The following is a 13,736-nucleotide window of genomic DNA, read 5'->3' on the forward strand; positions in this document are numbered from 1 at the left end:
CTATGGAAAGCGGAGTCATTATCGATTTGGTGTATCAAGCTCTGCGCATGGCAGCAGTGTTGGCGGGCCCAATCCTAATGGCGCTCTTGGTGATTGGTTTGGTGATTGGTATTTTGCAGGCTGCTACATCTGTGAATGAATCAACCGTGGCTTTTGTACCTAAGTTAATTGTTTTTGGCGTTGTCATTTTACTCATCGGCCCAGTGACTCTTTCATTATTCACTGATTACATAAAAGAGCTTTTTGCTCGCATACCGGGTTTGGTGAACTAAATCATGCTGACCATCACGGGTCTGCAGATTGAGCAGTACATGGCAATCTTTATGTTTGCCTCGCTACGTGTGTTCGGCATGTTTCTCACTACCCCGATGTTTGCTTTTAGAACATTTCCGATGCAATTTCGATTATTGATTGCATTGTCATTTGCTTTTTATGTCATGCCTTTGGTTGGGGGCGAAAAGATCCCCAGTCCTGGCAGCATTACCTTCTTTGCATCGATGATTGAATTGGCCATTGGCGCGTTTATTGGCTTTGTGATTCGGATAGGCTTTATGGTGGTTGATGTGGCCGCAGAGGTGCTGTCTTTTCAGGCTGGATTTAGTTTTGCTTCAACCTACTTTCGTGATCCCACGCTTGACTCTGGTTTGGTCGGGCAATTTTTAGGATTGATTGTGATTGCTTTGGCATTTGCTTTAAACATTCACTTGATATTGATTGACATTATTTTGCAAAGCTTTAAAACAATTCCTGTTGGGGTGTGGCCAAGTGCTTGGTCATCAAAAGGCGTAGTGGACTTGGTGTCGGCATCGTTTCGATTGGGCTTAATTTTGTCTATGCCCATCTTGTTGGTCTATATGATGTTTAACTTGACGCAGGCTTTTTTAGGAAGAACCAGTCCACAGATGAATTTGTTCTCTGTAGGCTTTGCTGTTAGCATTCCTCTAGCATTCTTAGTTATATTTATGATTCTTCCAGATTTGCAAATTGTTTTGGAGCGTTCCCTTGAAAACCCTATGCAACTTATTCGCCAAGGCGTAGAGACTCCTTATGCAAAATAAATCTTTATCTCATCTATTGTCTGTCAGTCTATTTTGTTTGGCTACAAGCATTAGTGCATTAGTACATGCGCAGGCGAACTCGGAAGTACCGTTGAATGGATCGGTGGAAGAGGGGCTTACAGCCGCACAAAAAAATAAGTTGAATCAGAATTCATTAGATCAAGCGCCAACTGGTCCCGAGGACTGTGAATTAAAGTATCCATTTCCACCATCTACCTCAAATAATCCTTATGCTGAAAACGGTAGCGATATCTGTAAAAAGCTAGAAATTCGTGGCAAAAGAATGATTTGTGAGATCAATGCATTAGTTGCAGAAAAGCCATCAGGGGGAAGCACAACCGGGTCCAAAATCGAGTTAGCGGCTTGGGCTCGATGTAACTCCAGTGTTGCCAATATTTTGGTCGATGGCTATTACATGGCAGCCAGTGAAATTGAGCGCCGCCTACAAATCTGTAGTTCAAACTTTTATGCCGATCCAGGAAGAATGCCAAAGCAGGGCTGGTACCAGCGTTTTCTGAGATGGGCTACGAGTAATGATCTAACCCCACCACCATCAGACGAAGCTTTGGAGATAGCGTTAAAGCAGTCCACCCCACTGGAAAGTAAGCAAGATATCGCAGGGCTGATGAAATGCGAGTGGATGTTTTCTCGGAGTCGATCACCCGTAATTGATGTGCTGCCTGGAGGTAGCGCGATGGACGCTGGCTCAGCTCCTGCTGTAGCGCCTATTAAAAAGACCGCCCCTAAGAAGCCCGCCAATAAACAGCCCTAATAACAAGCCTTAAGTATGGGATTAAATTAAGCCAAAAAATTGGCTTAAGCATTGATTTATATGGCAATATAAACATTATTAATACAAAAGCCGTTAGCGAACTTATGAAAACTAATAATCTACACCCCCGTTTGATCGCCTTGGTAGGTGCTTTGTCAGCCACGTTGATTGCAGGTAACGCGCAATCAAGCGACTCACATGACGCTCCTGCAGCGGCGCCAGCTGCGGCTGCACCGGCAGCCCCAAAAGCAAAGCCGGCAGTGCCAGCTGCTTCAGGTGATGATCAAATGAGTAAAGCCTTATTTGACAAGATCAGTAAGGGATCGGGCGACATTGTTATTCGTACGGGTGATTTGCCAGCGGGTGCAGCCCTAAGTGAGACCAAGCCAGCCGATAAGCCAAAAGTTGCTAAAGCAGGAAAGCCTGCTGAAAAAGAAGCCCATCATGACGTGCATTGGTCTTATTTTGATGGTCCTGGCGGCCCTGAAAACTGGGGTAGCCTTAGTAAAGCTAATTTGGCATGTTCTTCAGGCAAGACCCAATCGCCAATCAACATTAACGTGGATCGGGCGGTAAAGGCAGAACTTCCTCCTTTAGAGTTCCTCTACAGACCATCACCTTTATCGATTGTGGATAACGGTCACACCGTAATGGTCAATTATGGCGAAGGCAGTAATTTATTAGTCGACGGTCGCCAATATCGCCTTGTTCAGTTCCACTTCCATAAGCCTAGCGAAGAAGCCATTAACGGTGAGCGCACCGATATGGTGGTGCACCTAGTACATCAACACTACGATGGTAGCTTGGCGGTAGTAGGTGTTTTAATGAACACCAAAACACTTGGCTCAGCCAAAAAGTCATGGTTTGGCAGTGAGGCTGGCAAAGAAAACCCAATGATTCAGACCCTCTGGAATAACGTTCCATTGGTAAAAGGCAAGACAGAAACCCCTGGAGTGATGATTGATGTAAATCAGCTTCTACCAAATGACAGAAGTTATTTCACCTACATGGGCTCTCTAACAACCCCTCCATGTAGTGAAAACGTACTGTGGTTTGTAATGAAGAACCCCATTTACGTAAGCGAAGAGCAGGTGAAGAACTTTGATCGCATCTACCCGATGAATGCTCGCCCATTGCAGCCTAAGGGCGATCGTCTGATCAAGGAAACCAAGGGTAGCTAGTAAAACACCCCAAGCCTTGTTTGGCAGCTTTTGCCCGATAGGTTGGTGGTTGATTCTGATAAAACGGCAAAATTTGCCACCCTCAGTAAAAAAGCCCTAAAAATAGGGCTTTTTTACTATTTAGCCTTGCTATTTTGCTTTTAGGCTTGTGATTAACCAAACCCTCGAGAGTTGTCTCCGGGATATAAATCCATAAATTGCTAAATCTGGCACGGTCTTTGCATATTCATACCTGAGGACTTTCCCCTCAGGTTTTTTCGTCCCCGTATAGGGAGGAGATTAGATGAACGCAGTGCCGCAGTACGACCCACTTACTTTTGGCGAAACCGCATTTAAATTGCGGACTTTCCGTCAACAAGTGCTGGGTAACAATTTGGCAAATTCTGATACCCCAGGGTTTAAGGCTCGGGATATCAAGTTTGCTGACGTGCTGAAGGCCCAGTTAGCGGGTGTTGCACCTTCTAATGCGATTAGTTTGGCCAATACTCATTCAGCGCACATTCCAGGGAAAGTGCCACAAGAAGATCCTCGCTTGCTCTATCGCATCCCGAATCAACCATCCATGGACGGCAATACGGTTGATGGAGATATTGAGCTAAGTGAATTTACTAAGAACTCTGTATTTACTGAGTCTGCATTAAATATGTTGGGTAGCACGATCCGCGCGCGGATGTCAGCGATTACAGGACAAGCCTCATGAGTTTATTGGGCGCCTTTGATATCGGGTCTACTGGGCTGACAGCGCAATCCATGCGTATGAATACCACCGCATCCAATATTGCCAACGTCGAGAGCGTGTCGGGTCCTGATGGTCGTCCTTATCGCGCACGTCAGGTTGAGTTTAGTTCTGTATACAAAGCAGGGCAGCCGGGTGCAGGTGTTGAGGTCAGCAAAATTATTGAGAGCAATGCTCCGATGCGCATTGAATATCGCCCTGGACACCCAAAAGCGAACGCGGCTGGTTATGTAGAGATGCCAAACGTCAATCCAGTTGAGGAGATGGTGAACATGATTTCAGCATCACGCTCATACCAGATGAACGTTGAAGCAATGAATGTCTCGCGTCAGTTGATGTTAAAGACTTTGGATTTAGGTAAGTAATCAGTAGCGCCTGAAAAGTAAGAGATAAGAGGAAATTATGGCAACAAACCCATTAAGTGGAATTAGAGTTTATGACCCAGCAACGGCGAATAAGCCTGCTGATGCTACGACAAACTCCACTACAGGTGGAACTGCTGCTGAGCAAACACAAAACTTTTTAAAGTTATTGATTGCGCAAATTCAGAATCAAGACCCTATGGCGCCGATGGATGCCTCAACAATGACATCACAGATGTCTCAGCTCAACATGGTGAGCAGTATGGGCAATATGAATACATCCATGACTGCAATGCTTGCGCAAATGCAAAGTGTGAACTTTATTAATCAGGCCGCATTGATTGGCCATAGCCCGTTAGTTGCTGGTAGCGGTATTGCATTTGATGGAACCAATCAGGTGATGTTAGGGGCTAATGCAACAAATCCACTTACCTCAGCAGTTGCAACTATTACTGACTCTAGTGGAAATGTAGTTAATAGCGTTGACCTCGGTGCGTTAAATGCTGGCATTTCAAACTTTATCTGGAACGGTAAGGATGCCAATGGAGATACAGTTCCCGCAGGAATGTATTACTTAAACCTCTCCGGAAAAAATGCTGATAACGCCACAGAGAATCCAACTGCATATGTCGCATCTGCGGTAGCTTCTGTCACAAAGAGCTCAACAGGTGATGCGATATTGAATTTATTGGACGGTAGAACTGTGAAGTCATCAGAAGTACAGCAGTGGATTAGTTAAAAGTTATACAAATTAGCAGCGATCAATTAACAGAAAAAGACAAAGTTAGACAAAGGAAACAAAATGGGATACGGAATCGGACTATCAGGTTTAATGTCAGCCTCACAGGCAATTGACGTAACCAGTAATAACATCTCGAATGCACAGACCATTGGTTACAAGTCTGGCGAGTATGTTTTTTCTGATCAGTTTTTTAGAGCACAAGATCCCCAATCGGTAGATCGAGCTGGTATGGGTGCGTACCGAATGGTTATCCGCCGTCCCGGAAACTATGGAACGGTGGTTGCCTCGCAAAATGCATTAGATATGGCAATTACTGGCCCTGGTATGTTTATGTTGGCAAAAACTGTAGACGGCACTGTTCCAACAGAAAATCCGACCAAGTTTCAATACACCAGAAACGGACAGTTTGCAGTTGATAGCAAAAATAGGATTGTTAATGAGAATGGAATGTTCCTTGTTGGATATCCCGCTGACTCATCAGGGAAAATCATTTCCAGCTCAAAATCAGTGTTGATTTTGGATCAAACCCCGTTGGCCCAACAGGCAACACAGAATTCAACAATCAATCTCAACCTTGATAACCGTGTAGCCCCAGCAACAGGAAATCCATTTAACAAGACTGAGCCAACAAGTTACAGTCAATCAACATCACAAACGGTTTATGACGATAAGGGTACGGCTCATACCTTATCTATGTATTACAAAAAAACCAACTCCGCTAATTTGGAGTTGACTGGTGACGGAAGTGGTACCACTTTTACATTTAACCCACAGCAAGATTTAAAAACTACTTTGCAGGGTGAGCAAACAAATTTAATTGCTACAAGTTCTAAGCCATTGGCAACGCCTGCGCCTACATCTGAGACCATCTCCAATGCAACCCTTACCTATGTTAGCGGTGGAAGTGAGTTATTGGATACCGAAATTGCCACATTAGGTGGGATTACTGGCGGCAGTAACTATACCACTGGTGTCTATAACGGAGTAGCGCTAAGTGGCGGCTCTGGCACTGGGGCAACAGCAAACGTGACAGTTAATAACGCTGGCGTAGTAACAGGCGTGACAATTGTTAATCCTGGTGTGGGATACAAGGCTGGAGATTATTTAACTGCGGTTCCTAATGTAATCGGTGGAACTGGGGCTGGATTTTCTGTGCCAATTGCCACATTAATGACAAATCGTATTGGCACTACTGGGACCGTTACCGGTGGAGCTGGATATGCGAATGGCGTTTATAACAACGTACCATTAACAGGTGGATCTGGAGCTGGTGCAACAGCTACTGTTACGGTAGCGGGTGGAGTAGTAACAACGGTGGCAATTGCTAATCCAGGTTCTGGTTATAAAGTAGGTGACTCATTATCGGCGGCTGTGGCCAATATTGGTGGGGGTGCAGGTGCAGGGTTTAGTGTCCCTGTCTCCACGCTCCGTGCAGGCGTAAAAACATTGGGTGCAATTACAGCTGGTAGCGGTTATGCAGATGGTATTTATACAAATGTACCCTTTACGAGCGGGACTAATACTGGCACAGGCGCTAAGGGAACCGTCACGATTTCCAATGGGGCCATCACAAATGTCACATTGACTGATGGCGGCTCAGGATATCTAGCAACAGATACATTGAGTGCGACAGCTAATTCAATTGGCGGAACTGGAGCAGGCTTTTCTGTAGCCATTGGTTCTGTGTACTCTCAAATTGCTGGAGGAAGCGGTACTAAGGGCTCAACATACGTCATGAAGTTGAAAGATGGAACTAATTTATCGGTCACTCAAACTAGTGAAGCAGGTAATGGAACGCCAAAATATTCAGTGAACGTTGACCGCTATTCAGTTTTTGCAACATTAGATGGTAATGCGGTTGGTCAAAGTGCTACTGGTTCGGGTATTACCAAGGTAAAAATTGGTGGCGTATTAACGGATGAACAAACTTCACTTGGAACTGTGGCCTTTGTAGGCGGCAAGAATTTAGATTCATTGGCCCGTGACCAATTTAATACACCACAATTTGATACCCAATTTAAGATTGATGCTAGTGGTGGCAAGGGTACTGGATGGGGCACAACTACTAATGGTGGTGTAGTGCAATTTACCCTTAAGAGCACAGATATGACCGCATACTCTTCTGCCGGTCAAACCTATGCCAACAATCAGGACGGATCTGCTACCTCTCAATTAGCTTCCTACAATATTGATAATAGTGGCAGGCTTGTTGCTCAGTATGACAATGGAAAGTCGGTAGTTAAGGGCCAGGTGATTCTTGCAAACTTCAATAATCTAGAAGGTCTGATTCCAAATGGCAACAATACATTTGAAGCATCATCAGCCTCCGGCGATCCTCTTCTAAGTTTTCCCGGGGATGGTACTTTGGGTGCAATCCGCTCTAAGGCGCTTGAGCAGTCAAACGTTGAGCTTACTTCGGAGTTAGTGAAATTGATGGTATTGCAACGCCAATACTCCGCTGTCTCACAGGCAACTAAAGTAATGGCAGCAACCTTGATTGACGATGCAATCAACATCGGACGTTAATCGAAAAATAGTTAGACATGATTAACCGATACGCTTACACCTCAATGACCGGCGCTACTTCTGCTACGCAGCAGTTGGCTGTGACTTCGAATAACCTGGCTAATTCATTAACACCAGGTTTTCGTGAGGTAATTAGCGCGTTTCGCGCGGTGCCCCTAAAAGGCGATGGCGAACCTTTTACGGGTAATGGTGCTGACACTCGTGTTTTTGTTGCTGACACAACACCAGGTAGTAATTTCACTCAAGGTCAAATACAGACAACGGGAAATTCTTTGGATGTTGCGATTAAAGGTGATGGGATGTTTGCGGTGCGTCGCCCAGATGGCCAGGAAGCGTATACCCGAGCTGGAAAATTTATGACCAATGAGCAGGGAATATTGATGATTGGTAAAGATATTCCAGTGGTCGGAGCTGGCGGAACAATTACGATTCCAGTTGGTGCTTCCGTGCAAATTGCAGAAGATGGATCTGTATATACACAGATTCCTGGTAATCAGTACCTCAATCAGGCGGGTAAATTAAAGCTGGTAAATCCAAATACCAATAGTTTGGTACGCGCTGCAGATGGATTATTTGACATTCCAGGTGAGCAGGCCGCAGCTGATCCAACGGTTCGGGTGGTGCAGGGCGCTTTTGAAATGAGTAATAACAACCCAGCATTGGCAATGGTGCAAATGATTGACCAGAGCCGTATGTTTGACCTTAATACCAGATCCATTACATATGCTGATCAAAATGCAAGATCAGCCACTACATTACTTTCCTTGTCGCGCGTCTAATAACTAAAAGAAAAAAGAGAAAACATGTTACGTTCATTGTGGATCGCAAAAACTGGGATGGATGCAGAGCAATTCAACCTAGATGTCATAACCAATAACTTATCAAATTCACAAACGACTGCATTTAAGCGTGTGCAGCCGATGTTTCAGGATTTACTTTATACAACCTTGCGCTCTGCAGGCTCTGCAGCAAATGCACAAAACCTTTTGCCAACTGGCTTACAAATTGGCGCGGGTGCCGCGGTAACTTCAACTGAACGCAACAATATTCAAGGCACTTTGGTGCAAACTGGTAATCAGTTGGATGTTGCGATTCAAGGTAACGGGTTTTTTCAAATTCAGTTGGCTGATGGTACATTGGCCTACACTAGAAATGGTCAATTTAGCAAAAGCGCAACTGGCCAAATCGTAACCCAGGCAGGTAACGTTGTTGCTGGTGCGGGTGTTATTCCAGCCAACGCAACATCTATTACGATTAATCAAGCAGGCGTTGTTCAATATACCTTGCAGGGAAATCAAACAGCGATACAGGCTGGCCAAATTACGATGGCTAACTTCGTCAACCCGGCTGGTTTATTTGCTCTTGGCGGCGGCAACTTTATTCCAACCCCAGCCTCTGGAACAGCGCAAAATAACATTGCCGGTACAAACGGCATGGGAACGACAAATCAGTACTATATTGAACAGTCAAACGTAAACGTAGCTGAAGAATTGGTTAATTTGATTGCGGCGCAACGTGCGTATGAAATCAATACTAGAGCGGTGACCGCATCCGATCAGATTTTGCAACGTGTTAGCAATATGGGTCAGTAATGCTGCGCTTAATTAGAAACCATCGTCATTTGCTTGTGCTCAGTTTGAGTGCAATCGTACTTTTTGGTTGTGCAAGCGCTGATCGCCCTACCTTATTAACTACACCTGTTACTGCAAGACCTCGTCCTATCCAAGAGACTTCGGCCAATATGGGCAGCTTATATCCAGCTAACTCTGGTGGACCATATGTCAATGCTGTGAGTCACCGGCCCCTGTTTGAAGATCGCCGTGCGCGCAATGTTGGCGATACGCTTACCGTGCTTTTAAATGAAACCACTAGCGCTGCTAAAAATACTGGTATGTCAGCTGCACGAAAAGCCAATGCTGCATCTACATTCTCTAATCAATCCCCAACCTTTAACGGCGCCTACTTTAGCCTGGCCAATGCTGCCAATATTGTTGGAACAGGCGATATTAAGAGTGAAGGTACGGGTGCTAGCGCAGCAAGCAATACTTTTGCAGGTACGATTACCGTGACAGTTGTTGAAGTTCTCTCCAATGGCAATTTAGTTGTTGCAGGAGAAAAGCAAGTTGCCGTTAGTAATGAAGAAGAAATTATTCGATTTGGCGGCGTTGTCAATCCGAATACCCTTGTATTTAACCAAGTTTCATCTCAGCAAGTAGCTGATGCACGTATTGAGTATCGCGGTAGAGGTGCAACAGATGATTCACAAGGCACGGGTTGGTTTACCAGGCTCATGTTAAAGCTGGCTCCTTTCTAATTTCATGATGAAGCCATTTGCCTCTTCGCTCAAAAAAGGCTTGCTATCACTAGTAAGTCTTGCGGTCCTTTCAAGCAATTGTTTTGCAGATCGCATTAAGGATTTTGCAGATATTGCCGGTCAGCGCTCAAACCAATTGGTTGGCTATGGCTTGGTAGTCGGTTTGGATGGAACCGGTGACCAAACAACCCAAACCCCATTTACATTGCAAAGCGTATTGCAGATGATTGGTGTTCTGGGGGTTACTATTCCACAGGGCGGTGGCCAAACTCAGTTGCGTAATACCGCGGCGGTAATGGTTACAGCTGAATTTCCAGCATTAGCGCGCCCAGGTCAGCAAATTGACATCACTGTATCTTCTTTGGGTAATGCCACCAGCTTGAAAGGTGGAACATTGGTCATGACCCCTTTAAAGGCAGCTGATGGCCAAGTATACGCTCAGGGTCAAGGAAATATTGTAATCGGTGGATCAAGGGCTGCAACAGGTGGCGCTGCCACATCGGTGAATCATCTTAATGCCGGGCGAATTCCTTCAGGCGGTTTGATTGAAAAAGCAGTCCCATCACTACTGGCGGATGAGTTTATACAGCTTGACTTGCATAGAGCAGATTTTTCCTTAATGCAAAGGACGGCAGAAACAATCGGCAAGCGTTTTGGATTGGGAACTGCGTTGCCGGTTGATGCTAGAACTCTAAATGTACGCGTGCCAGTTGAGCCACTAAGACGTACTGCATTTATGGCAGCTCTGCAAGACTTGGATGTGCCAATGGTAAGTGGTCCAGCTAGGGTGATTTTGAACTCTAGAACAGGATCGGTGGTAATGAACCAAGCGGTCCAATTATCGCCATCAGCGGTAGCCCACGGAAACCTTACTGTAAAAGTTCAGCAAACCCCCACAACCAGTCAGCCACTTCCATTTAGTCGTGGACAAACTACTGTGACAACGCAAGATACCGCAACAATTAGTGATAGCGGCAAAGAAAATAGCTTGATATCAGTACCCTCAGGCGCTTCATTGGACCAGGTGGTGAAGGCCTTAAATATGATGGGCGCCACGCCGCAAGACTTAATTTCAATTTTGCAATCATTAAAGTCTGCTGGCGCCCTTAGAGCAGAGTTAGAGGTTATCTAATGTCTGCAATTAATCCTATTTCCTCACCGGTGGATCAGAGTAGTTTGCGGCTTGTTACGTCCAATAAAATTGATTTGCCAACATCGAGCAATGAAGAGAAGCTAAAAAAAGCCGCCCAAGGTTTTGAGCGCACGCTAATTCGCCAAATGTTAAGCACAGTCCGAAGCACCAATTTGCGCGGAACTGATGAAGCGAGCAATACATCAAAGTCCTATTTAGAAATCATGGATGATCATGTGGCCGATATGCTTTCTAAGGGCAATGGTATTGGTTTTGCAAACAAGATGGCTGAGCAATTAATTCAACAAGCCAATGCAGGAAAACTAATCGGATCGCCAGAAATAGCCGTTAAACCTTTAAATGCACCAAGAGAAGCTACGGTGTCCGCTGAAACTCTAAATGCCCTGAAAAGACCAGATGGTTTTATGGGTCCAGCGAAATAAGTAAGGAAGCAAATGGGTATCTATTCCATCACTGAATCGGCAATGGCTGGCTTGAATATTGCTCAAGCTGGGATTCTGACGACCTCGCAAAACGTAGCAGGCACTTCGGTTGAAGGATATTCTCGTCGCAATGCAAATGCATTAATGGATGCGCTTGCACCAAATTCATTGATGTTAAATGGTTCTAGTTTTGCGGTAGAGGGATTTACACGTCAATACTCATCTTTAATTGGGTCTCAATTATTGAGTCAGCAGGCAAAGTCGAGTTACTCTGACACCTTGGTTCAGTACACTAATTCCGTTGATAGTTTGGTTGCTGATAAATCTGCCGGTTTAAATACGGCTATCAGTGATTTTTTTAATGCTATGGGTGCCTATGCAGCCGACCCAACCAATAAGGCTATGGCTGGTGCAATAACTGGAGCAGCAAATGCGGTTGCTCAGCGCATGACTGGTATGAGTAATTTGGTGAGTCAAATAAAAAGCGATGCTCGAAGTGCGCTTGCAGATACTGTTGCTCAGGTGAATACGCTTTTGCCATCGTTGGCCAGTGTTAATCAAAAAATTGTAGAGGGAAACAATCCAGGCGTTAGCGCGCCTTCTGCGGATTTATTAGATGAGCGAGATCGATTGCTGTCTCAACTTCAGCAATTAGTTGGCGGTCAAAGTCTGATTAACTCGGATGGAACTGCAACTCAATTGGTTGCTGGCATGCCTTTGGTTGAGCGAGCAGTTGCCAATAAGGTAACTGTCAATACTGATCAGCAGCATGTTGCCCTAACATTTAATTTACAAAATGGGCCAACTAAAGGTGTGCTGCAAACTGTACAGACTTTAGATGGTGGACAGGCGGGTGCCTTGCTGGAGCTTGCTAATAATTTTGTGCCATCTGTCCAAAAGCGTTTAGATACCATTGCAATGGGTTTAGTTAAAGTTGCCAACAGCGCCGCCCAAAGTGGGTCTGGAATTGCAACTAATTTGGCAATCTTTGGGTTTAAAGTTTCTGATAAAACATATTCCAGTCTTGCTACTAACGACCTTACGGGGCAGTTGCCAACAATCAGTAATGAAAATGATTTGCTTGACTTGTATAGCAGTCTTGGCAATGCGATTGCCTCAGATAGTGGGGTTAAAGTAGCAAATAGTATTGGAACCTACACCAAAGTTAGTTCGCTTACTGCTTCAACAACAACACTGGCTGGCGACTACACTTTAACCAAAGTTGGAACAGATCAGTTGCAATTGTCGGATGCTTTTGGAAAGTCGCAAATTGTTTCACTAATTAACAGCGTATCTGGGGGCTTGCAGACTGTAGACTTTAATCAGATGGGCATTACGATGCAATTGGCTAATATTAGCCCATCACTCAGTGCCATCAGTACTGCAAGTGTGATTAAAAATAATGCCACCTTGCCTATTGGTGGCCCTGCAACACAAACGATCACTGAAGTGGTGGTGCAAAATAATGTTCAGCCCGGGGAACTTAACTTCACTAGTGTAGGCGATAAGCTAACCCTGACAGCTGCTAACGGCGGAAGTCAAACGATTACGGTTCAACCGGGCGCTGCTGCTGGGCAGGTTTTTAACTTTGACCAAATTGGCGTTTCATTTAAGGTTACAGATACTGGTAATCCTGTAAAAACTGCAAGTGACATTGCAAGTTACTTTAGCAACATTCGAGTTTCTACTGGCGACATCAAATCCGGAACAACGTTACCAAGCCCAGGTCCAACGCAGACCATATCGAATGTGTCGGTTTTGGGGGGTGTAAAAGCAGGGGATTACACCTTTACTGTTAATGGGGCAGATTTAACTTTGACTGGAAACGGAAAGGCGCAAACTCTTACTGTGGGCGCTGGATTGGCGGCAGGTCAAACACTGAACTTTAATCAACTGGGCATTTCTTTTGTTGTATCCGATACAAGTGCTCCGCTTGCAGTTCAAACCGCAGCAACCATTGCTGGTTATTTTACGAATAAAAAGATACAAGTATCCGCAGGAATCACTTTAGATAGCGCTCAAGATACAAAAGAAAGCATCGCTACAGCACTGAATGGGCAAAAAATTCGAGTCAGCGGGATTTCAAATCCGCTGGTGAACTATGGCCTAAATGCGTCAAACTTTATCTCATTGGCGCCTAGCAATTTTGCAAGTTACTTTAATGGCAATACCCCGCTGATTAGTTCTGATAAAGCAAACGCAACCCAACAGATGGGTTCGATATTTGGTACTTCTGTTTCAAATCTCGTAAATGAGGTTGGAGTGCGAGTTGCCACATGGAAAAATAATCAAAAAGCAGATTCTGTCGTGCTTTCAAATTTGAAAGCGCAGCGGGATTCAGTATCTGGCGTAAATTTAGACGAAGAGGCTGCTAATCTTTTAAAGTATCAGCAGTTGTATACAGCCTCAACAAAAGTCCTGCAAGCAGGCAATCAAATGTTCAACACCCTTTTATCAATCATGAACTAAG

Annotated in this window: 14 protein-coding genes; all 14 read left to right on the forward strand. The window is 44.9% G+C overall.

The features are described 5' to 3' along the window. Positions 1–2: 2 nt before the first annotated feature. The 14 genes from NHB34_RS03200 to flgK all read left to right on the forward strand — a co-directional run bounded on the left by NHB34_RS03200 (position 3) and on the right by flgK (position 13,735). Positions 3–272 (forward strand): flagellar biosynthetic protein FliQ, encoded by a 270-nt coding sequence (locus tag NHB34_RS03200; protein ID WP_353428199.1) that lies wholly within the window; start codon positions 3–5, stop codon positions 270–272. A gap of 3 nt (positions 273–275) precedes the next feature. Then, entirely contained in the window at positions 276–1,058 is a 783-nt protein-coding gene (locus tag NHB34_RS03205; RefSeq protein ID WP_353428200.1) for a flagellar biosynthetic protein FliR, read from the forward strand. Beyond that, positions 1,048–1,830, forward strand: coding sequence for a hypothetical protein (locus NHB34_RS03210; RefSeq protein WP_353428201.1), 783 nt, complete (start codon positions 1,048–1,050; stop codon positions 1,828–1,830). The genes NHB34_RS03205 and NHB34_RS03210 overlap by 11 nt, the downstream gene beginning before the upstream one ends. Positions 1,831–1,934: 104 nt before the next feature. Then, a complete protein-coding gene (locus tag NHB34_RS03215; protein WP_353428202.1) occupies positions 1,935–3,011 on the forward strand; it encodes a carbonic anhydrase family protein in 1,077 nt (358 codons plus the stop codon). 283 nt (positions 3,012–3,294) lie between these two features. Beyond that, positions 3,295–3,711, forward strand: a complete 417-nt coding sequence (gene flgB / locus NHB34_RS03220) for a flagellar basal body rod protein FlgB (RefSeq protein WP_353428203.1) — start codon at positions 3,295–3,297, stop codon at positions 3,709–3,711. Then, positions 3,708–4,112, forward strand: coding sequence for a flagellar basal body rod protein FlgC (flgC, locus tag NHB34_RS03225; RefSeq protein ID WP_353428205.1), 405 nt, complete (start codon positions 3,708–3,710; stop codon positions 4,110–4,112). Before flgB ends, flgC begins: the two co-directional genes overlap by 4 nt. A 37-nt stretch (positions 4,113–4,149) precedes the next feature. Next, complete coding sequence (locus NHB34_RS03230; protein ID WP_353428206.1) at positions 4,150–4,848, forward strand: flagellar hook capping FlgD N-terminal domain-containing protein; 699 nt, start codon at positions 4,150–4,152, stop codon at positions 4,846–4,848. Between the two features lie 63 nt (positions 4,849–4,911). Further along, positions 4,912–7,377 (forward strand): flagellar hook-basal body complex protein, encoded by a 2,466-nt coding sequence (locus NHB34_RS03235; protein WP_353428207.1) that lies wholly within the window; start codon positions 4,912–4,914, stop codon positions 7,375–7,377. Positions 7,378–7,394: 17 nt separating this feature from the next. Next, positions 7,395–8,156 carry a flagellar basal body rod protein FlgF gene (gene flgF, locus NHB34_RS03240; protein ID WP_353428208.1) on the forward strand — a complete coding sequence of 254 codons (762 nt, stop codon included), beginning with the start codon at positions 7,395–7,397 and terminating at the stop codon, positions 8,154–8,156. A gap of 24 nt (positions 8,157–8,180) precedes the next feature. Next, positions 8,181–8,969 carry a flagellar basal-body rod protein FlgG gene (gene flgG / locus NHB34_RS03245; protein WP_353428209.1) on the forward strand — a complete coding sequence of 263 codons (789 nt, stop codon included), beginning with the start codon at positions 8,181–8,183 and terminating at the stop codon, positions 8,967–8,969. Beyond that, the gene (locus NHB34_RS03250) at positions 8,969–9,691 is read left to right on the forward strand and encodes a flagellar basal body L-ring protein FlgH (RefSeq protein ID WP_353428210.1); all 723 of its coding nucleotides are present in this window, start codon (positions 8,969–8,971) and stop codon (positions 9,689–9,691) included. The genes flgG and NHB34_RS03250 overlap by 1 nt, the downstream gene beginning before the upstream one ends. A gap of 4 nt (positions 9,692–9,695) precedes the next feature. After that, positions 9,696–10,823: a flagellar basal body P-ring protein FlgI gene (locus NHB34_RS03255; RefSeq protein ID WP_353428211.1), complete on the forward strand. Its 1,128-nt coding sequence runs from the start codon at positions 9,696–9,698 to the stop codon at positions 10,821–10,823. After that, positions 10,823–11,266, forward strand: coding sequence for a hypothetical protein (locus NHB34_RS03260; protein WP_353428212.1), 444 nt, complete (start codon positions 10,823–10,825; stop codon positions 11,264–11,266). The genes NHB34_RS03255 and NHB34_RS03260 overlap by 1 nt, the downstream gene beginning before the upstream one ends. Positions 11,267–11,278: 12 nt before the next feature. Next, positions 11,279–13,735 carry a flagellar hook-associated protein FlgK gene (flgK, locus tag NHB34_RS03265; RefSeq protein ID WP_353428213.1) on the forward strand — a complete coding sequence of 819 codons (2,457 nt, stop codon included), beginning with the start codon at positions 11,279–11,281 and terminating at the stop codon, positions 13,733–13,735. Position 13,736 lies beyond the last annotated feature (1 nt).

Origin of the sequence: Polynucleobacter sp. MWH-UH19D, from assembly GCF_040409795.1 — a bacterium.
Lineage (GTDB): Bacteria > Pseudomonadota > Gammaproteobacteria > Burkholderiales > Burkholderiaceae > Polynucleobacter.

Bases quoted from the DNA above. Each gene is read 5' to 3' on its own strand.
- flgB (WP_353428203.1), top strand. From the start codon at position 3,295: ATGAACGCAGTGCCGCAGTACGACCCACTTACTTTTGGCGAAACCGCA.
- NHB34_RS03260 (WP_353428212.1), top strand. From the start codon at position 10,823: ATGTCTGCAATTAATCCTATTTCCTCACCGGTGGATCAGAGTAGTTTG.
- NHB34_RS03250 (WP_353428210.1), top strand. From the start codon at position 8,969: ATGCTGCGCTTAATTAGAAACCATCGTCATTTGCTTGTGCTCAGTTTG.
- NHB34_RS03255 (WP_353428211.1), top strand. From the start codon at position 9,696: ATGATGAAGCCATTTGCCTCTTCGCTCAAAAAAGGCTTGCTATCACTA.
- flgK (WP_353428213.1), top strand. From the start codon at position 11,279: ATGGGTATCTATTCCATCACTGAATCGGCAATGGCTGGCTTGAATATT.
- NHB34_RS03205 (WP_353428200.1), top strand. From the start codon at position 276: ATGCTGACCATCACGGGTCTGCAGATTGAGCAGTACATGGCAATCTTT.
- NHB34_RS03215 (WP_353428202.1), top strand. From the start codon at position 1,935: ATGAAAACTAATAATCTACACCCCCGTTTGATCGCCTTGGTAGGTGCT.
- NHB34_RS03200 (WP_353428199.1), top strand. From the start codon at position 3: ATGGAAAGCGGAGTCATTATCGATTTGGTGTATCAAGCTCTGCGCATG.
- NHB34_RS03230 (WP_353428206.1), top strand. From the start codon at position 4,150: ATGGCAACAAACCCATTAAGTGGAATTAGAGTTTATGACCCAGCAACG.
- flgF (WP_353428208.1), top strand. From the start codon at position 7,395: ATGATTAACCGATACGCTTACACCTCAATGACCGGCGCTACTTCTGCT.
- NHB34_RS03235 (WP_353428207.1), top strand. From the start codon at position 4,912: ATGGGATACGGAATCGGACTATCAGGTTTAATGTCAGCCTCACAGGCA.
- flgG (WP_353428209.1), top strand. From the start codon at position 8,181: ATGTTACGTTCATTGTGGATCGCAAAAACTGGGATGGATGCAGAGCAA.
- flgC (WP_353428205.1), top strand. From the start codon at position 3,708: ATGAGTTTATTGGGCGCCTTTGATATCGGGTCTACTGGGCTGACAGCG.
- NHB34_RS03210 (WP_353428201.1), top strand. From the start codon at position 1,048: ATGCAAAATAAATCTTTATCTCATCTATTGTCTGTCAGTCTATTTTGT.